Origin of the sequence: Catellatospora bangladeshensis (genome assembly GCF_016862575.1) — a bacterium.
Lineage (GTDB): Bacteria > Actinomycetota > Actinomycetes > Mycobacteriales > Micromonosporaceae > Catellatospora > Catellatospora bangladeshensis.
On the sequence record NZ_BONF01000017.1, the window covers coordinates 160,448 to 182,664 of the forward strand.

General features: G+C 69.5%; 22 protein-coding genes and 3 pseudogenes. 11 read left to right on the forward strand and 14 right to left on the reverse strand.

Annotated elements, in window-relative coordinates; all coding sequences use genetic code 11:
- Nucleotides 1-75 precede the first annotated feature (75 nt).
- Nucleotides 76-557 (reverse strand): annotated as a pseudogene (locus Cba03nite_RS16920) (hypothetical protein).
- 300 nt (nt 558-857) lie between these two features.
- On the opposite strand from Cba03nite_RS16920, the gene Cba03nite_RS16925 reads away from it, so the two are divergent.
- The 7 genes from Cba03nite_RS16925 to Cba03nite_RS16955 all read left to right on the forward strand — a co-directional run bounded on the left by Cba03nite_RS16925 (nt 858) and on the right by Cba03nite_RS16955 (nt 6,929).
- Nucleotides 858-1,538: a GGDEF domain-containing protein gene (locus Cba03nite_RS16925; protein WP_203746820.1), complete on the forward strand. Its 681-nt coding sequence runs from the start codon at nt 858-860 to the stop codon at nt 1,536-1,538.
- Complete coding sequence (locus tag Cba03nite_RS16930; protein ID WP_203746821.1) at nt 1,535-2,842, forward strand: AcrVA2 family anti-CRISPR protein; 1,308 nt, start codon at nt 1,535-1,537, stop codon at nt 2,840-2,842. Before Cba03nite_RS16925 ends, Cba03nite_RS16930 begins: the two co-directional genes overlap by 4 nt.
- Before the next feature lie 189 nt (nt 2,843-3,031).
- Complete coding sequence (locus tag Cba03nite_RS16935; protein ID WP_203746822.1) at nt 3,032-3,571, forward strand: hypothetical protein; 540 nt, start codon at nt 3,032-3,034, stop codon at nt 3,569-3,571.
- 969 nt (nt 3,572-4,540) lie between these two features.
- On the forward strand, nt 4,541-4,804 hold the full coding sequence (locus tag Cba03nite_RS16940) for a hypothetical protein (protein WP_203746823.1): 264 nt from the start codon (nt 4,541-4,543) through the stop codon (nt 4,802-4,804).
- Nucleotides 4,805-4,891: 87 nt separating this feature from the next.
- Nucleotides 4,892-5,317 carry a hypothetical protein gene (locus Cba03nite_RS16945; RefSeq protein ID WP_203746824.1) on the forward strand — a complete coding sequence of 142 codons (426 nt, stop codon included), beginning with the start codon at nt 4,892-4,894 and terminating at the stop codon, nt 5,315-5,317.
- Nucleotides 5,314-5,691, forward strand: a complete 378-nt coding sequence (locus tag Cba03nite_RS16950) for a hypothetical protein (protein ID WP_203746825.1) — start codon at nt 5,314-5,316, stop codon at nt 5,689-5,691. The genes Cba03nite_RS16945 and Cba03nite_RS16950 overlap by 4 nt, the downstream gene beginning before the upstream one ends.
- 185 nt (nt 5,692-5,876) lie before the next feature.
- Nucleotides 5,877-6,929, forward strand: a complete 1,053-nt coding sequence (locus tag Cba03nite_RS16955) for a DUF4262 domain-containing protein (RefSeq protein WP_203746827.1) — start codon at nt 5,877-5,879, stop codon at nt 6,927-6,929.
- A 178-nt stretch (nt 6,930-7,107) separates the two neighbouring features.
- Here the strand turns inward: Cba03nite_RS16955 and Cba03nite_RS16960 are convergent, their stop codons facing one another.
- Nucleotides 7,108-7,311 (reverse strand): hypothetical protein, encoded by a 204-nt coding sequence (locus Cba03nite_RS16960; protein WP_203746829.1) that lies wholly within the window; start codon nt 7,309-7,311, stop codon nt 7,108-7,110.
- 884 nt (nt 7,312-8,195) lie between these two features.
- Between Cba03nite_RS16960 and Cba03nite_RS16965 the strand changes: the two genes are divergently transcribed.
- On the forward strand, nt 8,196-9,923 hold the full coding sequence (locus Cba03nite_RS16965; RefSeq protein ID WP_203746831.1) for an FG-GAP repeat domain-containing protein: 1,728 nt from the start codon (nt 8,196-8,198) through the stop codon (nt 9,921-9,923).
- Between the two features lie 206 nt (nt 9,924-10,129).
- On the opposite strand, the pseudogene Cba03nite_RS40505 reads toward Cba03nite_RS16965, so the two are convergent.
- A pseudogene (locus Cba03nite_RS40505) lies at nt 10,130-10,466 on the reverse strand (Scr1 family TA system antitoxin-like transcriptional regulator); the annotation flags it as partial.
- A 4-nt stretch (nt 10,467-10,470) separates the two neighbouring features.
- Between Cba03nite_RS40505 and Cba03nite_RS39790 the strand changes: the two are divergent.
- From Cba03nite_RS39790 to Cba03nite_RS16985, 3 genes and pseudogenes are all read left to right on the forward strand, one after another.
- Nucleotides 10,471-10,761, forward strand: a pseudogene (locus Cba03nite_RS39790) (integrase core domain-containing protein); the annotation flags it as partial.
- Between the two features lie 379 nt (nt 10,762-11,140).
- A complete protein-coding gene (locus Cba03nite_RS16980) occupies nt 11,141-11,605 on the forward strand; it encodes a hypothetical protein (RefSeq protein ID WP_203746835.1) in 465 nt (154 codons plus the stop codon).
- A gap of 56 nt (nt 11,606-11,661) precedes the next feature.
- The gene (locus Cba03nite_RS16985) at nt 11,662-12,123 is read left to right on the forward strand and encodes a DUF4279 domain-containing protein (RefSeq protein ID WP_203746837.1); all 462 of its coding nucleotides are present in this window, start codon (nt 11,662-11,664) and stop codon (nt 12,121-12,123) included.
- A 224-nt stretch (nt 12,124-12,347) separates the two neighbouring features.
- Here the strand turns inward: Cba03nite_RS16985 and Cba03nite_RS16990 are convergent, their stop codons facing one another.
- From Cba03nite_RS16990 to Cba03nite_RS17040, 11 genes are all read right to left on the reverse strand, one after another.
- Nucleotides 12,348-12,743, reverse strand: a complete 396-nt coding sequence (locus Cba03nite_RS16990; protein ID WP_203746839.1) for a hypothetical protein — start codon at nt 12,741-12,743, stop codon at nt 12,348-12,350.
- A 124-nt stretch (nt 12,744-12,867) separates the two neighbouring features.
- Nucleotides 12,868-13,461 (reverse strand): hypothetical protein, encoded by a 594-nt coding sequence (locus Cba03nite_RS16995; protein WP_203746841.1) that lies wholly within the window; start codon nt 13,459-13,461, stop codon nt 12,868-12,870.
- A gap of 250 nt (nt 13,462-13,711) precedes the next feature.
- Nucleotides 13,712-14,953, reverse strand: coding sequence for an LvrA C-terminal domain-related protein (locus Cba03nite_RS17000; protein ID WP_203746843.1), 1,242 nt, complete (start codon nt 14,951-14,953; stop codon nt 13,712-13,714).
- A 95-nt stretch (nt 14,954-15,048) separates the two neighbouring features.
- Nucleotides 15,049-17,703: an AfsR/SARP family transcriptional regulator gene (locus tag Cba03nite_RS17005; RefSeq protein WP_203746845.1), complete on the reverse strand. Its 2,655-nt coding sequence runs from the start codon at nt 17,701-17,703 to the stop codon at nt 15,049-15,051.
- A 1-nt stretch (nt 17,704) separates the two neighbouring features.
- Entirely contained in the window at nt 17,705-18,076 is a 372-nt protein-coding gene (locus Cba03nite_RS17010) for a hypothetical protein (protein WP_203746846.1), read from the reverse strand.
- A 53-nt stretch (nt 18,077-18,129) separates the two neighbouring features.
- Nucleotides 18,130-18,612, reverse strand: a complete 483-nt coding sequence (locus Cba03nite_RS17015; RefSeq protein ID WP_203746847.1) for a TadE/TadG family type IV pilus assembly protein — start codon at nt 18,610-18,612, stop codon at nt 18,130-18,132.
- Nucleotides 18,613-18,633: 21 nt separating this feature from the next.
- Nucleotides 18,634-19,005 carry a TadE/TadG family type IV pilus assembly protein gene (locus Cba03nite_RS17020; RefSeq protein WP_203746848.1) on the reverse strand — a complete coding sequence of 124 codons (372 nt, stop codon included), beginning with the start codon at nt 19,003-19,005 and terminating at the stop codon, nt 18,634-18,636.
- The gene (locus tag Cba03nite_RS17025) at nt 19,005-19,178 is read right to left on the reverse strand and encodes a hypothetical protein (RefSeq protein WP_203746849.1); all 174 of its coding nucleotides are present in this window, start codon (nt 19,176-19,178) and stop codon (nt 19,005-19,007) included. Before Cba03nite_RS17025 ends, Cba03nite_RS17020 begins: the two co-directional genes overlap by 1 nt.
- 10 nt (nt 19,179-19,188) lie before the next feature.
- Complete coding sequence (locus tag Cba03nite_RS17030) at nt 19,189-20,037, reverse strand: type II secretion system F family protein (RefSeq protein WP_203746850.1); 849 nt, start codon at nt 20,035-20,037, stop codon at nt 19,189-19,191.
- Nucleotides 20,034-20,936 (reverse strand): type II secretion system F family protein, encoded by a 903-nt coding sequence (locus Cba03nite_RS17035; protein WP_203746852.1) that lies wholly within the window; start codon nt 20,934-20,936, stop codon nt 20,034-20,036. Before Cba03nite_RS17035 ends, Cba03nite_RS17030 begins: the two co-directional genes overlap by 4 nt.
- Nucleotides 20,937-20,938: 2 nt before the next feature.
- A complete protein-coding gene (locus Cba03nite_RS17040; protein WP_203746882.1) occupies nt 20,939-22,207 on the reverse strand; it encodes a TadA family conjugal transfer-associated ATPase in 1,269 nt (422 codons plus the stop codon).
- Nucleotides 22,208-22,217 lie beyond the last annotated feature (10 nt).

A 22,217-nucleotide genomic window follows, 5' to 3' on the forward strand; every position in this document is an offset into this window, starting at 1 on the left:
GGCCGGCCTGCGCGATGACGTCCTGTCGGCCTTGCTCCACAACCGGTGCCACCCGGCCCGGTCTGGCCGATCCGCTCAGCTGAACCGCGGCTGCGCCAGCAGCACCACTCTGTCAGCAGCAGGATCGAATCCGAGGACCGGGTTGGCGTAGCCACCCTCGGCCGTCATGACTACCGGCTTGCTCAGGTGGCGGCCGATGTCGCGCATGAAGCCACACAGGGTGTCCACTCCTGGCCCTGCAGTTCACGAAGATCGACATCAAAGTCGATCTCGTCGGCACCTCTCGGACGGAAGACCGCCAGCACATCCGGCACCGGCCAGACCCTCAGATCTGCCATGTCAGCATCGGCCGGACGTGACAGCACCTGCGCTGCCGACGGCAGCGGGCCGACGACACCGCCCACCGAGTACTCGAACGTCCAACGTTTCGACCTGACCAGGCCGAACACCGCCTGCCAGTCCCCGACCGAGGCATCCGCCACGTGGAGATCCGGCAGAGCGCCCATCAGGTCAGGGTCGAAGAAGTCCCTGACATCATCCCACAGCAGGTCCGGCATTCCGCCATGCTGCCTGGCTGCATGCCCGCACGCAGCCCGATTTCCTGACGAGGCGCAGGGGCGGCAACCGTGCGGCCACCACGTCACCATCCGCCGTCACGGTGATCATCGAGCGGCTCTGCTGCCGCGGCCAGGTCCGCAATACCGCGGTCTCCGCAGCACCGAACGCCGCCGCCGTACCGCCTCGCGGCAGAAACCACACAGCAACACGGCCCGCCGTCGGCGGGCCGTCGCCGTTTAGTGCCCGGGACGCCAGCTTCGACAACTACGCCCCGGGCTCTCCAAACCTGGAGGGTTCAAGTGTCCGAGTTCATCCCCATGATCGCCAGCTGGGTGGTGGTCTTCCTGCTCGGCAGGTTCGCCGCCGTCCCCGCCACCCGCAGGCTGCGGCGCCGGCTCGCCGGCGCCGTTCGGCAGCTGGAGCACGACCCGCTCACCGGCCTGCTCAACCGGCGCGGCCTGGCCGCCGCGCACGACCGGTGGCAGCGCAAACACCACCGGCCGCTCGCGCTGGTGTTCCTCGACCTCGACGACTTCAAGGCCGTCAACGACACCCACGGCCACCACGCCGGTGACGAGCTGCTGATCGAGGTCGCCCACAGGCTCGCCGAGATCGCGGACCTCTACGGCGGCGCCGCCGCGCGCCGTTCCGGCGACGAGTTCGCCGTCCTGCTTCCCGCTCACCGCGACCTGGAACGCACCGTCGATGCGATCGTCGCCGTCGTCAGCCAGCCCGTGAGGATCAGCATCGACGGCACCGCGGTGGAGCTCCCGGCGTCAGCCAGCGCCGGCGTGTGCATCAGCGAGCCGTCCGACGACCTCGACACGCTGCTGCACCGCGCCGACGTCGCCCTCTATCACGCCAAGCACACGTGGCGGCTGTTCGTTATGCACCGGCCGGGCATGGCCATGCCCGAGGCCCGGCATCGGCAAGGCCCACGCCGCCGCGACCGCCGCGAGCAGCAGCAGGTGATGCGATGACCCGCGAGTTCGGCTGCCAGATCTGCTCCCATGTCCTCAACCGGCGTGCTGACGAGCACGGCCTGGCCGTGTACGAACACCCGCTGATCCTCGGCCTGGTCGACCACCGGCCGGTGCCGGTGCCGGCCGAGCGGCTGACCGGCCTGCGCAGGCTGTGCGACTTCTGCGGGTCCGGCAGCGACCCGCTGCTGTTCGTCTACCGCACGCACCCGATCAGCGCGCTGGCCGTGGGCGCCGGTGTCGAACACGTCGAGTACTACGGCACCCGCTGGTCGGCATGCGACATGTGCTCCCACTGGCTCACTGTCGGCGACGCCGGCCGGCTGCTGGACCGCGCGGCCACGGGCAGCGGCCTTCGCCGCGACGCCGCCGGGCTCGCGATCACCGGCCATCTGCAGCGTGTCGTGCTCGACAGCCTGCTGCCCGGCCGGGTGCTGATCACGACGGGCCGATGGCCGTCGGCGGCACCCGCCGCGCGGCTGCTGCCGAAGGTCCGCGACCGGCTGGCCGCGCTGCTGCGCGGCCCCGACCACATCGACACTCCGCCGCTGGAACCGGTCCGGCATGACCTCGCATCAGGCCTGGACCAGGCCCGGCTGTACTACGTCGACGCCCACTTCAGCCAGATGGTCCAGCACGCCACGGCCGCGCTGCCGCCCACCACGGCCGCCGCTGCGCTCGCCCCGGCTGACCACGGCCTGCTCACGTGGGCGGAGCCGGTCGCGGGAGCGGCGGCGGCGAGCTGGACGGCCGGCCCCGACGGATGGGAGGTCGTCGAGTACGCGGGCCTGGGTGCCGAGGGCCGCCCGGACGAGGCCGTGCAGCACCTGCGGGCCGCCGTCGGCTGGCTCATGCCGATACGGACGTCGCATCTGCGGCGCGGGCAGCTGGCCGCCGGCAGCCACCCTGCAGCGGCCCTGCTCACGACGTGGCTGCTCATCGGCCAGCAGTCGGTCGCCGACGTCGCGCCTGCCGAGGTTGATCCGGCGATCCGCAAGGCCTACCAGCGCGCCAGGCGGCCCGCACCGGACGTGCGGCTCATCCGCATCCGGGGCACCGCAGCCGTACGGCCGCCCGCTGCATCGGCAGCGCACGGCGAGCAGGTTCGCACCCACCGGTGGTGGACGTCGGGGCACTGGCGCAACCAGGCCCACGGACCGGGCCGGGCGCTGCGCAAGCCGGTGTACATCAGCCCGTTCCTCAAAGGGCCCGCCGATCTGCCGATCCGGCACTCGACCACGGTGCGGGTCCTCGGCCGGACAGGTGCCGACACCGACGGCCCCACCGGTACGGCTGCGCCGTAACGCACCGCCACGTGCGTGGCCGCAGCCCGCGGCACCCGGCGCCCATACACGCAGCTCCTGGATGGGCTGCCACAGCCCGCGGCGGTGTCCCTGCGCGGGCGTCGCCGCGGTCGCGGCAGGCATGGCCCCGCTCTACAGCGGCACACCTGGCCGCCGCATGACACCGATCGTTAGTACGAGGAGACTTACATGATCCAGAACGATGTACTTCTGAGCCTTGTCTTCCAGACCGAAGCCGAGGCGGACCTGCACGGCTGGGACGCCCCACCGAACCTGATCATCTTCCGGCAGCGCGGCCCCGTGATCAGCGCGAATGTGGTCACGACGCCCGAGCCCATCGCCGACGCGGCCGGCTACCTGGAAGAGCTCGCCTGGGCGGTCACCGCTCACCCGATCGTGGGTGCCAGCTTCGTGTCGGGCCTCGGTCCGGGCGTCGTCGGCCTGGGCGTGGTGACCGAGGCGTGGGCCGTGTCCGATCCCACCGCGCTCGAACAGGTGCGCAACTCCCGGCTTACCCGTCCGATCAGCCGTCACCCGCAGCGGCAGGAGGTGCGCATCATGTCGGCTGCCCTCCCCGGCCGGGACCTGTGTGTCCAGCGCATCCGAGGCAGCGAGCCGGCGGTCTTCTACGACTCGGCCGACGACGCGTTCGGTCTTCGCGTCGAGGGTCGGGTGCCCGCATCGCTCAGGGCCTTGCTGAGCGCCGTCCACGCCCACAGCCTGAACTAACGCTGCCTGTGCCCACTGCGCTGAAGACGTAGGTCCGGGAGGCTGAATCTCTAGAACAGGCGACCACACCCGCCCGGATGCGGGAACCATTGCCGTGGCGGCCCTGCCAGTCTCGGCCCGTGATGCCAGCGCGTCGGAGTCGAGCCGGCCGGGCCGCTTCGGCCGGGTTGGTAATTAGGTCGCGGCAGGTAGCGCACCCGGCCGTCGTCGGGGTCTAGGTATCCCATCGTGCGCTGCGAGGGCGGGCCCGCGCCAACGTCGGCGGCATCTGTCTGGCCGGATATCTCGTTGCCGGCCAAGCCCGGCCGGATGCCGACGGCGCTGTACCCGCGACCGCCCAGGTCAGCAAGCCAGGCATCGATCGGCCTGCGCCAGGCAAGGGATGCCACGCTGTCGCAGGGTCGCCAGCCATGTGCTCACCGGAGCGCGGCTCGGGCCAGTGCGCCCAGGGGCAGGTAGAAGTCCAGTCGGTCGGGGACGTTGTCCTCACGGACTGCCATGACACCGCAGACGATCGCTGCTCCGTTGGGCGTCCGTATCACGCCGTGCAGGCGGCGCAACCGTTCCAGTGACGCCACGGTGCACGGTACGGCCTGCGGGAAGACGGGGGCATCCGGTGGCAGCCGTATGCCTCTACTCCGCGGCCGGCTATAGGACGCCCAGCGCGGTCTCCAGCCGCACGTCGCTCGGTTCGCCAAGTTCAAGCGCCAGCTCGTAGAAGCCGCCGAGCCAGTTGTCGGCGAGCGTGAAGTCCGCGGACTCGATCACCTGGCGATCATCCACCCCAGCACATGGGCACCCGATTCACCAGCCGACTCCTTCACCGTGGCTGGTCGCGGCCTACCCCGTCCCGTCCGCCCGCCGGATCTCCCGCTGGCCGCTGTCAGCGGCCGTTTGCACCGCATCAGGGGCAAGCCGCTTGCCCGAGAACATCACCGGCACTCGAACTACCGATAGGAAGCCAGATCCATGAGGAAGCTATGGGCGCTGCCGTTCGCGTCGCGCCAGAGCAACGACGCCTTCCCCGGCCATCAGGGACCGTCCTGCCACACATGCGCCGCATACCAGTCCGACCGGCATCGTCGCGCCGAGCAGTCACCGATGCTCCGCGACCTGCGAAACCGGCTCTACAAGTCGCCGCACGCCGCCACCTACCTGTTCGAAGCCCGCTACTCACGCTGGGCGTGCACGCAGGGAGCCCACGGCCCGCTGCAGGAGCACGGGCCCGTTTGACACCCACCACGGCGGCCGACCGTCCCGCGCGGCAGATACCCGCGGGCCCGCGGCCCTGACCTCCACCCGCCGAAGGAGACACACGCAGTGACACTGTTCGAAACGATCGTCTACCACAACAACGAGACGCTGTTCATCCCATACAAGGACGGCCAGCGACTGACCGCGGCCATGTCGCACTGGCGCGACCTGCCTGCCGCCACGCAGCCCGAGACGCTCGCGGAGTGGGCGTTCCACATCTACAACGCAGACCTCGAACAGCTGGAGCGGGAGCGATCCGGCCCCGACGGGGAGCTGGCATTCCTCAACGCCTACGTCTACCGGCTGCTCGGGCTGCGATCGCTGTCGGTCGGCGACGTGCTCGCGGTGACCGCGGACACGGGCCGAACACGGTGGCTGGCATGCGAGACGCTCGGCTGGCGACGTATGACGCCTCCGCCCAACACCTCCGGCCGCCCGCTGCCGGCGCAGCAGGTCTGTGCACGACTTCGTGTTGGCGGGACCGGCCGATGACCCGGCAAGTCTCCAAAGCCGCGATCGACGCGCTGGCAGACATGGAACTGCCGATGATCTTCCACGCGTTCGCCCTCCTCAAGGCCTCCGCGGAAGAGGCCGGAGTTCCTTTCGCCGCAGCGTGGCAGCTCGACTTCCACACCGGAGCAGCACCCATGTGGCGCATCGTGGACTTCGGCGCCGACCGCGACCCGGACGGCACCGGCAACACCGCCGTCGCACTGCAGGCGGCCACCGTTGCCGCACTGCACCTGGAACTGACGGCCTACCGCCTGGCCGTCCTGGGCATGACACAGATTCGCCACACGGGCTGCAGCGAGCACTTGATGGCACCGGCTCGGCGGCAACGACCGCCCATGACCGCCCGGCGATGACCTCCGCCCGGGCGTCTTCGCGACACCGGCGGAGACAGCCGACGGCGCCCACGCCCTGCCTGCTCGCTCGCAGCCGGCCCCTGGAAGCGGCCCGCCAAGGTACGCCTCAGCCCGCAACTGAGCCGGCTGCACGCAGCACGGCGGCCTGACGGGTCCTTCGCACCGGACAGATCGCCGTGCCGGGCGTGCGGTTCGCCGCCCTGATCACGCGTGCAGAAATCCGGCGGCAGGCCCGCAGGCTTCAACACCTTCCTTGCGCTCGACGGCGAGAGATCGCCGAAAGACGGGTCGAGCGCCCCACCATCTGCAAGGAGTTCGTCATGGACGACAACGTGTTCTTCTTCGACCTCGAGTGGGTGCTGCGCCTGGCGTCGCACGCCGCGGTGACCCCTTCAAGCGGGCCGTGCAATGAGCACCCCGACGGCGAATGCCCGGGATCTCTGCTGTGGGTGTCCGACGACACGGGCGTCTACCTCGAGTCCAACGGGCTGCCTGCGGCCGAGTTCGGCCCGGGCACCAGCTCCCTGATCTACGCACGGGGATGGGAGCCGGGCGGCGAGCACCAGGACCCTGACAGCCCGTTCGACGGCGGCTTCGTCAGCCCCTTACACCTGCGGTCGGCGACCGAGCCCGCGACCGCACTGCTGAAGCGGATGCGTGCTTCCGGCTTCCGTTTCATGTACCTGCGCCTGCCCGACGACGACGTCATCGAGGTCGGCTTCGCCGAATCCGCCGAGCTGCACCCGCAGCGCCCGGTCACCGCTGAGGAAGTCGCCCGGCGGCGGCAGACGCTCATCGAGAACATGCGGGCCACCGCGGACGGCGGCAAGTTCACGATCATGAACATCCATGCAGACAGCGAACTTCCGACCTCCATGCTCTACACCGTCGGCCTGACCGCAGCTGGCCAACCTGAACTGCTCACCGTCGGCCTGGCCGTCGACGTCGCCCACCACATCCTCAACGACCTCGGCGAGTCCATCCGGGCAGGCGAGCGCAGGCTGCACCACGCCCAAGTCCTGACCGACGTCCTCGACGGCTTCGACGTGTGCGTGATCGAGGCGGACATGCATCTCCCCGGGCGGCTGGTACCCGGCATGGCGTACGAGGTCTTCGGCCGGCGCAACGTGCGGTTGCAGCAGATCGTATGGCCCGACGCGCTGCACCAGTTCCCGTGGGACAGCGGGTTCGACAGCGGACTCGTCCAGCCCGTGATCGGCCGACCGGCCATGCGCTAGCCGTCCGGCCGGTGTGCCGCCGCCTGCTGCCTCTGGCAGGCGGCGGCCGTGTCCGAACTCAGCATCCCGACTTTCATCACGCCAACACCGCGCCGCCCGCCGGAAGTTGCGGTACATGATTCGCAGCCAGCCGCCCACGGCAACAAACGTGTCCAGCGTTGGCGGCGGCTACCTGCCGTCACCGCACGCAGTGATTGCTTCTTTCGCCTTTGGCTAGGGCCCGCCTGCGGCGACGATTCGACGAAATCGTCGTGAGCACTTGGAGCAATGAGCAGATCCGCGCCGTTGTGGCGCTTCGCGACGCCTGCGCGGTGTTGACCTTGGTAATCCAGGCGGTGACCGCGCGGGCGTGGTGCACCGAGTGGTTGTCGGTGACGATCACGATCGGGTCTGCGACGTCGCGCAGCAGCCTGGCACGGCTGGAAGATCTTAGGTTCGGTCTAGGTCAGCGGTACCTCTACGGCGAGGAACCGGATGTTGGCCGCGTTCAGAGCGCGGACAGCCGCCGTCCCTTACCGCCTAGCACTGACCAGCACCATCACGACCGAGATAATCGCCCTGACTGTCGCCGAGGCCCGGTGCCTGATCAACACGCTGCGCTTCGCGCCACCCGACATCGCCCGCCTGCTGCGCTGGTCTCGACTGGTGACGCCGACACCGAGACCGTCGCACGGATCAGCCACTTCGCCGCTGGAGACCGGTCACGGAACTCGCCTGCTCCACTGATCACGACATCACCCAGCTAAGGCCCGGCGCACTTTTCGATAGCTGTACCTTTAATCACGTCATACGCTAACTTGTAAGCATTCGTTGAATTTGAGAAGTTCTCCTTGTGAGTTAACTTCGTTCTCAGCGGCCTCACGTGGACATAGCCTGCCGGGCATCTCCTCTTTGGAAACGCGTCCGTCGATTGAAGGGCTTATGAAGCGAACGTCACGCGTGCTGGTTATTGGCGCCCTCATCCTCGCAGCCACCGGGATAGTTGCGGTTGAACCTGCGACAGCAGATTCACCGTCGCGTGAGCCACAGTGCCGAAAGCAGGGTTCCGCAGCCGGGGGAACCACCACCGCCGACAATCTTAGTAATGCCATAGCGGCACTCACCCGGTCAGGACTGGGAGGCGAGGCCCTAGAGGAAAAGATTGCATCCGATTGGTGCCTAAAGAAGGTTTCAGGCACCGACGGTGCCACGCAAGTCTCCTCGCGGGGCGTTAGCGTCCTAACGGAATCCGAATTCTCCATACCCAATGACGTCGGCATCTACAATGTGGCGCTGTACAAGGATCAGTATTCTAATCACTTCTACGCTTCTGGCGTATTCGAATGGAACAACTCGAACTACTCCAAGGATGCCACGGATTTTCTCTGCAATGGCGAGAACGTAGGTGGCCTCGACGGCGTAGGTATCCGCGTTACGGGCCCTAGCTCAGGTTACTTCCATTTCGCGTCGTCTCTAACCTACTGGGGAAACCCCAGTATGGACCAGTATCCCAATGACCACGGCACTCAGACGATCAGCGCCACTCGGAGTTCTGCTCCGGGCGGCGTATCGCAGAATGAGTTCGGGGTCACGTTCATGCTGCAAGACGAGTTGATGGGGCTGAAAACCCCGGACTTGCCGCCCTTTGACGGTCACTACGCGTGCTCTATAGGCAACCTTGTAGAATCCAAATATGACTTCAATATGCATGGCGGTGCCATTGTCTACGGCTTCGACCTATTGAACGTCACAGACCCTGAGTGCATCTTCCAAAAGGCATACATGGTCTACGGCCACTCGTACGCGGACTGGACTCCGACCGGATTTCAGGCCAGTAGAGACGGATTCGGAGCCAGCTGGAGCGTAGTCGACAAGAGTTGGCAGGCTGGCGCGGTCGAATCCAATGCCTACAACGTCTGCCGCAATCGAACTTCTGCTCCCGGCAGCGCTGAATATGTACTGCCAGACCCAGACGTAAATCAAGGTTCGGATCCAAGCGGCGGCTCGGATCCGAGCGGCACCATCAGCCGTGCAGAGCCGGCGATGGCGAGAGACAACGGCGACAACAGCATGACTGTCTGGCGTTGGTCCTCCAACGGTAGCGGATTCAACCGCACCACGAGTTACGAATCCGGCACCTTCCAGTTATCTGCGGTAGGTGATCGTGTCGCTAGTGGCGACGTCGATGGCGACGGGAAAGACGATATCGTCATGGCCTACCAAAACCCAGACGCGGAGAATACATTCAGCTTCCACGTCTGGAAGAATGGGAACTCCTACGCCGGAAAGTGGTATACGTCCTCGACATTCTCGCTGGTCCCGGTGGGCGGTCGACTCGTCGTCGACGACTTTACCGGAGACGGCAAAGCCGAACCAGCTCTCGTTCGAGATGATGGCGACGGGACCATGACGATCTGGCGATGGCAGTCCACTGGATCTTCATTCCAGCGGATCACAGATTGGAGCGCCGCTAGCGGGTTCGACCTGGCCAATGTTGGCGATCGTGCCGCGAGCGGCGATGTCGACGGAGACGGCAAGGCCGATATCGTAATGGCCTATCAGATCAGTGACGGCACCTTCGGTTTCTATGTTTTCAAGGGAGGAATCACAAATGCCGGACGGTGGTATACCTCTGGCCAGTTCAATTTGAGCGGCGTGGGCGGTCGGCTTGTCGTCGCAGATTTCGATGGGGACGGCAAGGCCGATCCAGCTCTTGCTAGAGACCACGGCGACACCATGACCATCTTCCGCTACCACTCCACGGGCTCGTCGTTCACTCATACAACCGACTATGTATCAGGTACGTTCCGGCTGAGCCAGGTCGGCAATAGAGTAGCTGCTGGGGATGTCGACGGCGATGGCGATGGCGACATCGTAATGGCCTACCAGAACAGTGACGCCACCTTCACCTACCACGTCTTTAAGGGTGGAAACTCATGGGCTGGCTGGTACACCTCAGGGGCGTTTAATCTCAGCGGCGTGGCAGGGCGACTCGTTGTGGGCAATTTCAAATAGTCGAGGCCATTGACGGCACGATGGCGGGTAGCCAGCTGAATGCTTGCGGCCCGCCATCGTGCCTCAGAGCCTGGCCTCAGGCGGGGCCAGGCCGCTGTCCTGCGTGTTAACGTGGCCACAACATCCGATGATCAGGCGACGGTAGCCTCCCCGCATTCGGGCAGCTCGTCCCACGAACCGGCTGCCGTCCTAGGTCTGCGCCTCGTGATCGTGATGGTGGAGCGCTCGTGCCCGACCATCACCAGGTGGTCGAGCTGTTCGGCGATCACCGGTGCGGGCGCGGCGAAGCGGCGTACCGCCAGCTCGTCGATGATGACTTCGTAGGTGGGTGGGGCCATCGGGTCGTTCGAGTACGACCTGGCGGTCGCCACGGGCTTCCAGTGCCCTGGCGTGGCTATAAGTTGCTTGGTCCGGGCGGTCCATCAGTACACGCGCTTCGGTGTACGACGGTAGTAGCCCGGGCAGGTAGACCATCTGGTATTCGTGGATCTCACTGGCGCCGACTTCGAGATCGGCGTAGAGCGCTTGGCGCGTTCCCATCTCAGAGTTCACCGACCGGTTCGGTAAGGGCGGTGAGGTGCTGTTCGACCGGATCTGCCGGGAGAACGGCGTCGTGCATCGGCTGACGCAGCCGGCTTCACCGACGACGACGGGGAAGGTGGAGCGGTTTCATCGCAGCCTGCGCGAGGAGCTGCTCAACCACTCCGGGGTGTTCGCGGAGGTGGCCGCGGCGCTGGCGGCCGTCGACGCCTGGGTGGCCGAATACAACACCGCCCGGCCGCATCAGAGCCTGGACATGGCATCTCCGGCGCAGCGGTTCCGCCCGGTCGAGGACCCGGTGGAGATGCCGCTGCGGCTGCCTGTGGGGCTGCGTGAAGCGGTGAACGAGCGTGTGTCGGCGGACGTGGCCGCGATGGCGATGCCGCTGGTCGCGCAGCCGTGGGACGGCGGGCCGGTGGAGTTCGACCGGGTCGTGGCGCCCAGCGGGAACATGGAGGTCCGTGGCAAGCAGTTCTGGCTCGGCCCGGCGCGGTCAGGGGTTTTGGTGACGTTCTGGGCCGACACCGACGTGATCCACCTACTGATCGGCGGGTCGCGGGTGAAGTCGGTGCGGTCGCACCTGTCCGTGACCGACCTGGAGATCCTGGCCCGTGACGGCGGCCGTCGCGCTGGGCCGTCGCCGCTGCCTCCGCCGACGCCCGGGTAACGTGGTGGAGGTGGACCGGACGGTCAACCGGACCGGTTCGGTATCGCTTGGTCAGCACATCGTGCTGGCCGCTGACATCCTCGGCGGGCGCAGGGTGAGCATCAGGGTGGAGGAGCACACGTTGATGTTCTTCGACCCGCAAACCCGTGAGCTGCTGCGCACCCGCCCGAACCCGCTAAGCCCGGCGGAGGTCGCTCGGCTGCGCGGCGCCCGTCCGGCCGGGCCGTCTCCGCAGCCGGTGGACGAGCCGGTGCGGGTGCAGCGCCGGGCCAGCAACAACGGCGTGATCATGGTGGTCGGGCAGAAGGTCGCTCTCGGTCGGGTCCACGCGGGCAAGACACTGACCATCGCCGTGTCGGAGACGCATCTGGCCGTGGAGTGCGACGACGGCGTGCGGACCGTGCGCCGCACCACTGACCAGGCCGTCACCCGGATCAGAGCGCACCGTCCGAGGCTGGTGGCATCCGATGCGTAGATCAATAGGCCGGAAACCCGGAGTGCGTAGACGGCCTTCATGGGTAGGGTCCGGCCATGCGCCTGCGCCAGTACGCGTACTTCGCGTTGAAGTCCGAGGCAGTCTCGGCCTCCGAGATGACCGCGTGGTTGGGCATCGAACCCGACGAGGTCGGGGTGCGCGGCAGTCGCCAGACCGACCCGTTCGTGCGACCGGTATGCCATGTCTGGAAGATCGTCTGCCGCGAACCGAACTTGACCGTGGACGAGCAGATCGAACACATTCTGGATCGGCTGCTGCCGGCTGCCGACCGCATCGGTGGGCTGGCTGCCGAGCCGGGCCGAGACCATGAGCGGACGATCTCCAGCGTTCTGCAGGTCGTGCGGTACTTCGGTGACGAGGACGAGGACTCGACCACCACGCTTGAGCAGGAGTCGCCAGAGCAGCGCAACCTGTTCGGCTGGCACGTCGACGCTCGGGTACTGGACTTTCTACGGCGCACCCACGCCGAACTGGACGTCGACGAGTACGGCGACTGACGGCGTTGCCAGCCGACACAGCACAACGACCCCGCAAGGTCGCAACCATTTCTAGGTCACCGGTCAAGCAGCTACTGGGACGGATCGGTCAAGCAGGAGGGACTAGACACGTCGATGCTCGGCGTATGAGCTTCAAGGCCCATGTCTCACTTGGCGTTGAACTGGCTAGCGAGTTCAACGACCAGCCGTCATAGACGGGATCAGGCTCGCGACAAGCGTAAACATTAGCATCGTTGGTCGTCGTTGTCTGCTGCCAGTTGACCTAAGACGGCCTGGCGGACGTGGACCAGCACGATGCAGAGACCCTCGTCGCGCTCATCCCAACCTCGCTCCGTGTACTGCCAGTTCGCCGGGTCTGCCAGCAACTCGTCTAGGTCCGCGCGGCTCACCACGTCATAACGGCCTGCCCGATCTAGCTCCGGCGTGATCCGGCGAGACTCGATGAGGCCTCGGTCGATGAGACCCAGCAGCGCCTCCGCCAGCACTGGAAGCCGTGGCAGTTTGTCCACCAGCTCCAGATCCGGCAGCCAGTCCCATAAGGTCCCTGGCAACAGATCATGTTCACTGGCGTTGATCAGGAGACACTCCTCCTCGTGACTCAGCTCTCCCAATTCCTGCATGGGCAGATGGTGACATCTCCCCCCGCGACTCGTGCAGCTGGGTTACCTCACCCCAACTCCGCCCGACCAGCGGCAGGCGTTATCGACACCCAGCGCTGCCGTTAGCACGGCCCCCTTCCGTGGACTACCGCGTGTCATCTGCGTTGCAGCGCCTGTTCTGGCATCCCTGTCGCCCGCAGGGCCGACCCCGTTCGTGCAGCGCGGCGTCGGAAAGCAGTTCGCGCATGTCGTCGTTAGCCCATGCTGGCGGCATGGTCACTGCGTGGAGATCAATTGGTGCACCGGCCCGGGCTCCACGGCGAGTCGCCCCGCCATGTTGGCCGCGTTCTGCGCGGGCCCTTTCCAGCGCCCGTTGATGTACCTCGTCGGTTCTGCCGTCGGTGTGCCGGGTTAGGCTGGCGGCCTGAGCGATGCTTCGTACGGCAGCGCGCAGCCGGGGATCGCCGATGTCACCCGTCTGCAGCCGCTGCGGCTCGCGGGTTGCCAGCCGCTCTCTGCGCTCGTGTTCGGCCCGGACCATCCGCACGGTTTCGACCAGGTCGACGGGCCACATCCGCTGGCGGCTGGTGGCGTAGAAGCGCGACACGGCCTGCATGGCATGCTCGAAGTCCAAGTGTCCGACGGCTTCATGCCAGGCCATGACGTCGGACTCGCCGACGGTGCGTGAATCGAATGCGGCGCACTTGGCCAGCACCTTCCCCATCTCGCTCGGCTTCACCCTCGGACCTCTGCACCGGGCGGCCGAACCGATGTCCGTCTTGGCAGGGTCAAGACGGCGGTCTCGGCCACGACCGCAGGCCACCTTAGGCGCCTGCCGCAGGCACGATCCTGGGTCACGGCCTGCACGGCTCGGCTGAAGGCGGCGTGGGCGGCGGTTGCGGGCCGGGCACCGACCCCGGACTGTGCGACGAGCCGGCTGCCGGACGGCGGGCGATTGGCCGGAGCCGGGCATGTCTTCGCTGGTGGCATCAGATTTCTCCTCGTGCTTCACGTTCTGCGAAGATCGCCGCGACGGCCAGACCTGCCTGGACCCGCTGGTCGGCGGTCGACAGGACCCGGTCGTCTTGGGTGGGCAGTTCGTCCAGCCAGCGCCCGGCGCGCAGCCACGTGCCGGGGTGTGCGGTGTAACGGTCCCCGGCACGGCGGCGGGCGCTGTCGTCGCGGTAGCGCTCGGCCCCGATGACGATCGTGTCGAGATCGGCCCTGAAGTCTTTTGCGATCTTGTTCCAGGCGTTGCGGGCGTCCTGCTTAGCCACCCGCTTCGGGTAGGCGGCCCAGAAGCGGTTGAACGCAGCTTCGACCTCGGCTGCTGGGCGCGACGGATGACGGGCCGCCACCGGCGACGGACGGCATACGACGGCACCAGGGTGATCGCCCGGCATGCCGGGCAGTGTCTGCGGCTCGCTGGACGGGCCCGGCAGTGCCGGTGGCCAGGTGGCGATGAGCGAGTGTGTGTCGCTTGCTCCCTGATCCCTGCTCCTTCTTCCCTGTTCCCTGCTCCCTGTTCCCTGTTCCGGACGCTGCAGTGTCGCGACAGTCTCGCGAGCCCCGGGGGAGGCTGCCTGGTCCGGCGTCTGTGACGTGGCCTTCTGCGCAGGCTCGGAGTGCTGTTCCCGGGTGAGGTGGGCGGCTGGCTGGCCGGGTTCGCCGCCGGGCGGCTGGCCGTCGTCGGGTCGTTGGCGGCGGCGGACCTCGATCGTGATGTAGCGGCGGCCGCGGGCGGCGAACCTGCCGGTGCGCCGCCGGTAGGCACTCGCGGCGCACCGCTGTGGAGGCTCTGCTGCCGGGCCCGGCGATGGGGACGGGGACGGCCAGGTGGCGGTGTCGAGTGCGTGGGCACATTCGGGTGTCAGGATCTGGGCGCCGTCGGCGTCGGGTTGCGGGTAGCGCGGTTTGCCGGGCCGATCGATGCGCTGGTGCTCGTCCCACCCGGCGACTTTGAGGTAGCGCCTGCCATCGACGATGTAGCGGATGATGAGGCCCTGCTCGGCGAGGCTCGCGAGGTCGTCGCGAGTGCTGTCGCGGGCTTCGCGGGGGTCGGCTTCCAGGGGGTAGACGGTGCTGGCGATGAGGCAGTGGTTGTCGCGGCCGACGCCGTTGTCGTCGACGTAGGTCCACGTCCCGGCGAAGGTCATCCGGGCTCTGATCGAGACCTTCGCGAGGGTCTCGCTGGCCCAGAACTCCGGTTTGATGGTCCTGATCCTGCCCATGCTGTTCTCCTTACCTGTTCAGTTGTCGCCGGTACGCGGGCTGCATGGAGCCGGGGGCATCGGCTGGTGGCAGGCGGCGCGGCCCCTGGCGGTGGTCAGGGGCGGAGCCGGCCTGCGGGGTGGGTGGTCAGACTGGTGAGCAGTTCGTGGGCCAGCTGGGCGGTGCTGTCGGACATTTCGAGCCCTGCCTGGTGCAGGTCGCGGGTTAGCACGGCTAGGCGGTGCCCGACGGCGTCGGCGTCGCCGTGCGCGGCCGCGGCGCGCATCGCACGTCCGGCGAGCTCCTGCGACAGCGGGTCGACGGCGCACGCCGCGTCGAGCAGGGTGCGGGCCTGGTGCGGGTCGGTGTCGGCGTACATGGCCGCGGTCTGTGCGTAGATGCTCAAGGTGCAGCGGCGCACACGTTCCTCGTCGACGGTGCTCCACTCGTACAGGCATCCCTGTGCCAGCGGCCCGGTGATCTCGGCGAGCGCGGCGTGCAGGTGTTTGAGCCGGTGCTGGTCGTCGGGTGCGGCGGCGACCTGGGCGTATTCGTCGGTGATGGTCCACCAGTCGGCGGCGACGATGTCGGGGTTGAGCCGGTAGCGGCCGCCGGTGTTGACGACTGGTTCGAGGCGGCTGCCGTCGTGGCTGGGTCCGGCGACGGTGCGGATGACGCGGCGCAGGTTCGCCAGGTTGGTGGACAGGCGCTCGCTGGCCCGGGTGACGGTCGCGTCGGGGTAGATCGCTTCGAGGATGTCGGCGATGGGGGCGCCGTCGCGGTGCATGACGAGGTAGACCATGAGTTCGGTGGCGGCGGTGCGCAGCCTGGGTGCCGGTTTTCCTGCTTGGTCGAGAACGGCGGGGGTGCCGAGCACTCTGAGGCGGACGGGCGGCTGGTGGCCGTGTTCGGCGCGGCTCGGCGGCCGGGCGGGCGGTCCTGGTGCGGCGGCAGCCGGGGGCGTGGTCGCGGGCTGGTGGGGTGCGGGGTGGTCGCCGTGGGCTTCGCGCAGTACTGCGAGGGCTTGTGTGGCGGTGGCGGTGTCCAGGACTGCGAGGCGGTGTGCGGTGGTGTCGGTGGTGCCGTCGGCGGCGACTTCGAGGGTGGTGCCGCGGGGCCATTCGCCGATGATGACGGTGCCGATGCCGACGGATTCGCCGAGGGCGACGGCGGTGGCAAGGCGTGTGTGCCAGCGCGGGTCGGGGGTTCCGGCGATGAGCAGCAGTTGCGGCAGCGGTTCGGTGTAGGCGTCGGGGTTGTGCAGGTCGGCGGCTTCGGTGGTCTGGGCGTCGGCGATGATCCGCGACCGGCGGATGATCTCTTCTTCGAGGTGGGCGACGGCTTCGCCGATGGTTTCGGTGACGTGCAGGCGCCGGATGGGGGTCACCAATTGCGAGCCTGGGCCTAGGAGCATGTGGAGGGTGTCGGTCGGCATGACGGCCTGGCCTTGGGCGTCGGGGTCGCCGTGGTGGCCGGAGGACAGGGTCGCCACGAGCATGCCGCGGGCTGCGTCCAGCGCGCCCGGCCCGACCAGTCCCAGTCCCGCGGTCAGTGGCAGGTCACCGGCTCCTGCGAGTTCGGCGCCTGTCGGCCCGCTGGCGGGTGTACCTGTGTCGGGGGCATCGGCGGGTGGCCGCCTGCGTAGCGCCTGACGGATCAGGATCAGCCACGTCGGCTGCTCGGGTGGCGGCGGTACCGCGGCCAGGTCGACGGCGGCCTGCGGGACGTAGTAGGCGCGGCGGCGCCGCCACACCAGCGCGGCGGCGGCAGCGAGCGCCGCGGCGAGCCCGACGGGCGTCCAGCCGCCCGGCAGGGGGATGCCGTCCTCGGCGCGGCCGGCGGCCGGTTCCGCTTCGGCTGCCTTCGAAGGCTGGCGGTGCTGCGGGGTGCGGTGCGCGGTCTGCTGTGTGGTGCCGGCCGCGGGCGGGCTAGGCATCGGTGATGGTGCTGGAGCGACGTCGGCGGGTGCGGCCGGGGCGGCGGCAGGCGCTCGCTGTGGGACCCGATCGTGGGCCGGTGCTGGTGGCGCCGGTGCATGTGCGGCGGTCGGGGGCTTGGCGTCGTCGGGTAGCCGCAGGTCCCATCTCGGGTAGATGAGGTCGCAGTCGCGTAGTGTGCCGCCGGCCTTCGGGAAGTGGCGGTGGAGGTTGAGTTCGCAGATCTCGGGCCACCGGTCCGGGTCGCCTAGCCACCCCCCGGCGATCTTGGACATGGTGTCGTTGGGGCGGACGATGACGTGGTAGCGGTGTCCGCGCACGACGAAGCGGACGCCGGTGTCCTTGCCGCCGGCGGCGATGGTCCCTGGCGCCGGCGGGGCGGCCGTCGGGCGTGTGGCCGCCTGCCCGGCGGGAGGTTCCATGGCCGTGGCGTGGGTTGCCGTGGCTGCAGGCGGTGCTCCTCCGGCGGGAGGTGCGGCCAGGGCCTGGGCGGGGGCGGCGAGGACACCGGCGATGAGCAGCCCCGCCAGCGCCCGCAGCGGACCCCGGCTGTTACCGGCCGGTCCTGGCCGCGGGTTGCGACTGCGGTGCAGCGCGGCGATGACGTGGATGGCGAACTGGGCCCAGATGATCCATCCGGCGATCGCGGCGGCGTCGGTGTAGACGGTGTCGGGCAGCGGGCTGGTCAGCCACTGCCCTACCTCCCCGCCGCTCGGGATGTGGTCGGGCAGCGGCCAGCCGGCGGTGGCGGCGAGCAGTGCCGGCACCCCGATGAGCAGCGCGAGCAACGCCAGGAGGCTGGCGACGCGGCCTGCCAGGCGTGGGGCGGGCATGTCAGGGGCCTCCGATCGGGTCGGCGGTGTATGGCTGTGCCGCCGCGGTCGCGGTCACGGTGACTTGACCCCCGAGGCCGAACACGGTGAGCAGTGGCACGGACTGTCTGCTGGTTGCGGTGACGGTGATCCGGTTGCCGGTGACTGTCGCGGTTCCGGTGGCACCGGCGGCGGCGAGGTGCGCCTCGGCTGCGGTGCTGGCTAACCCGGGTTGCAGGACGAGGCGTCCGTTCGTGCGGTAGGCGGTGAGGTCGATGTGCTGGACGCCGGCGCGGGCGGCTTCGGCCGCGAGGCCGGCTGCGCGGACTCGGGCGGCTTGGACCTGCGCGAGTGCTACCACGGTGAGTGCGAGGGCCACGGCCAGGACGCTCATGGTGGCGGTCCACGCCGCTATCGCACCCCGGTCTCGGCGGCTGCAGCGGCGCGTCATGGAGTGGGCTCCTGTCGCCAGCGGTCGATGGGGCTGGTGGCGCTCTGCCGGGTGGTGATCTGTGCGGGCAGGCCGATGCCGGTCAGGTGGTGCAGGTCGGCGGTGCAGGCGACGGTGACGGTGACGGCACCGCCTCTGGCGAAGCGGCTGGTGTCGACGGTGACGGCGATGCTCTGGCACAGCCCGGCCAGCGCGGTCGTGGCGCTGTCGTGTGCGGCATCGCCGGCCAGGCCGGGAGTGCGTTGCGCGGCGGCGGCGCGGGCGGCGGCCGATGCAGCCGAGGTGACGTCGATGTGGGCGGCTCCCGCGCGCAGGCACACGAGGATCAGCAGGACTCCTACCAGCAGTATCGGGACTGCCAGCGCGAGTTCGACCGCGGTCGAGCCCTCGTCGGCGATACGCCGGCCCGCGGGCGGTGGTGTCGCACTGGGTCGCTGGGCGGTAGTGGTGTGCGGCCGCTGTCGGGCTGCCCCGTGCATGGGTCACCTCCTTGGGTCGGGTCAGGGCTGGGGTGACCAGCGTTCGGTCGAGCCGCTGGCCGTGTACGCCACGGGCAGGACACCTACGGGCGTGGGGATGGTCGCGGTGACCGTGGCGGTGGTGGCCTGGGCGTCTTTCGTGACGGTGACGTGGATGCCGGTGGCGGCGCCGCCGAGGTCGTCCATCTGCTGCCAGGCAGCGGACTGCGCGGCGGTGGGGTCGCCACCGATGACCCGGGCGCTGTTGACGGCGGCCTGTGCGGCGGCGCGGGCGGCGTATGAAGCCTGCGCCCAGGCGAAGCCGTAGCCGACGGCGGCCAGCAGCAGTATGAGGATCGGGGCGGCGACTGCCCATTCGACGGCGGCGGCGCCGCGGTCGGGTCGGTGGCGCATCAGAAGCCCCAGCTGTCGAGGACCGCTTCCACTCTGGTGCGGTAGGCGATCATCACGATGAGGACGAGGGCGGCGGCCAGTCCGATCGCGATCGCGTACTCGGTCGAGAACGCGCCCCGGTCGCTTGCTGCCGTACGGCGGGCACGGGTGGCCGGTGTCGTGGCGGGCTTCATCGCGGTCTCCTCAGAGGGTGTCGAATGCGGCGGTGATCAGGAAGACGGCCAGCAGCCCGGACAGCAGCATCAGCGGGGCGGCCATCCGTTCGGTGGCGGATGCAGCGCGGGTCTCGGTATCGGCGGTGATCTTCTGGGCGAGGGTGTCGGCGCGGGCGGTGATCGCCGTCCGGATGCGGGTGCCTTCGCCGGAGGCCAGGCGCAGACTGGTCGCCAACTGCCGCAGCGCCGGGACGTGCAGCCGTGTGCCGAGCTCGTCGACGGGCTGCCACAGCGGCAACTGCCCGGCTCTGGCGGTGGCCAGCGCCACACGGATGCGGTCGGCTGCCCAGCCGGTGCACACCGATGCCGCATCCCGCATCGCCTGCTCCACCCCGGCGCCCGCGGCAAGCGCCGGGGCGACGAGGTCCAGCATCGTCGACAGGGTGTGCTCCGTCAGCAGCCTCCGGGCCGCTGCGGTGCGCCTCACCCGCAGGTCCGGTATCAGGTATCCGGCTGCCGCGCAGGCCAGGCTCATCCACGTGGGCAGCACAAGGCCCGGGCCTGCGCCTACGAGGCCGAGTAGGGTGAACAGGCCCGCGGGTGCGGCCAGGCCGATGGTGGCGTAGGTGAGCTGCGCGGCGACGTGGGCGGCCGGGTCCGTCTCGCATACCGCCAGATCTGCCAGCAGCCGCGCCGGCGGCAGCCCCCGCTGCTGCAGCGCCTGCACCAGCCTGGCCCGGCGGCCCGGCAGCGGCGTGCCGATCCGGGGGCGGTCCAGTGCGGCGGCCAGCGGCCTGCGGGGCGGGAACAGGCCCCAGGCGATGACGGCAAGGCCCGCGCCGACCCCGGCTCCCGCGAGCGCGATGTGCCCGATCACGGCCGGCTCGCCCAGGCCGGGTTCCGCCACTGCGGCGCCGCCGCCGGTGTGGCCGGGGTCGTGGTGGTGAGGATGCGCGGCATGTCGGCGATCGCCGCCAGCCGGTGCATCCACCACAGGCATCCCCCGGCGGCGGCGCCCATCAGCGCCAGGCGCAACTGGCCGCCGGCGGTGGCGTACCCGGCGAGGAAGTCCGCGGCCAGCAGCTGCAACCCGGCGACGACCGCGACGATGACGGCGGTGACGATCCGGGCCGCCGAGCGGCTGCGGGCCCGAGCTGCTGCGATGCGCATCCGGGCCGCGGCCTGCCGTCGCGCGGTGACCGCGACGGCGTCGAGGCTGCCGGCGATGTCCCGCGCCGGGCGCGTCGCCGCATACAGCAGCACGGCCGTGACCAGGTCGACCGTCGGGTCGGCGAGGTCGTCGGCGAACTCGCGCAGCACCTGGTGCAGCGGCAGGCCTCGGCGCAGCTGAACAGCCAGGGCGGTCAGCTGCGGGGCGAGCGCGGTCGGGGCGGTCTGCGCGGTCTGCATGACGGCCTGATCGAGGCCCCGGGCGGCGCGCATCGTCCCGGCGAGGTCCTCGGCCCAGGACGCGACGGCTTCCATCCGCGCCAGGCGCTGCTCGTGGGCGCGGTCGCGGCCCAGCGCCCGCGGCAGGGTCAGCGCGGCGACCGCGGCCAGCAGCCCGCCGACCGGCCAGCCCGTCAGCACGGCCACGACCAGCCCGCAGACGGCGGCCGCCACCGCCCGGGCCGTGGTCACCCCGGTCCGGTCCAGCAGCCGCCTCTCGCGCGCCACCTCCCGAGTGGACCGGGGCAGGCGGGTCCGCAGGGCCGTGACCACAAGCCAGATCCCGGCGGCGAAACCCGCCGCGGACAGCATTGCCAGCGCTTGCATGCTCACCACCGGCCGGTGGTGTCCAGGACAGCAGGGTCCATGCCCGCGGCGACGAGGTCGGCGGCGGTGGCGGCCCGCAGCGGAGCGGCCGCCACCGCACGCCGGTCCGGGCCTGGGGCGTAGACCTCGTTGGTGTAGACGTCACGGCCGTCGGCGTGCAGCACCTCCCGCACACTCGACACCACCCGGGTTCCGTCCGGCGCGAACGCCAGGTGCACGATGAAGTGCACGGCGCCCGCGGTGAGCATCGCCGTCGATTCGAAACTCAGCCGCTCCGGCGCCTGTGCCGCGTACGTCATCAGGCGGGTGATCGCCTGCCCGGAGCTGGACGCGTGGATCGTGGCAAGCGACCCGTCGTTGCCCTGCGACATGGCGTTGAGCAGCGGCAGGACCTCGCTGCCGCGGGCCTCGCCGACGATGACCCGGTCCGGTGCCATCCGCAGCGCCCACCGCACCAGCTCCGCCTGGTCGACCGCGCCCCGGCCCTCGAGGTTCGGTTCCCGCGCCTGCAGTGCGACGCAGTCCGGGTGGTCGGGGTCGCCGTCCAGGCCCAGTTCGTAGGTGTCCTCGATCGTGATGATCCGCTCCCGGGCCGGGATCGCCCTGGCCATCGCGCGCAGCAGGGTGGTCTTGCCGGTGTCGGTGCCTCCGGCGATGACCACGTTGCGGCGGGCGGCGACGACCGCGGCCAGCAGCCGCGCGAGGGGAACGCTCATCGCGCCACGGGCGACGAGGTCGTCGAGACTGACGCGCAGCAGCTGGTGGCGGCGGATCGACAGCGACGGCCGCTGCGCCAGGGCCTGCACCGCGAACAGCCGCGCCCCGCCGGGCAGTTGCAGCGACAGCCGCGGCTGGGCGAAGTCCCACCGCCGCTCCTCCCCCGCACCCTCACGGCCGGCGGCAAGCAGCCGGATCGTCTCGATCAGCTCGGCGTCGCTGGCGGCGACCGGCGGCGCCTGCGCCTTGCTGCCGTCGGTGCGCCGCACCCACACCTGGTCGGCGCCGTTGGCGAAGATGTTGGTGATCTGCGGGTCGTCCAGCAGCAGCTGCAGCCCACCGGCCGGGGTCAGCAGCCGGATCGCCTGTGCCTTGGCCGCTGCGATCAGCGGCGCGGCAGGCAGCGCCCGGCCATGTTCCAGGGCGTCGGCGCCGAGGTCGTCGATCGCCGTGTCCAGCAGCCGGCCCAGCCGCGCAGCCCACTGCTCGGCGGGCAGGCCGTCGAGTTCGGCCAGGCGCGGTCGGAGGCGTTCGCGCAGCTGCCGGGCTAGCATCAGCTGCCCG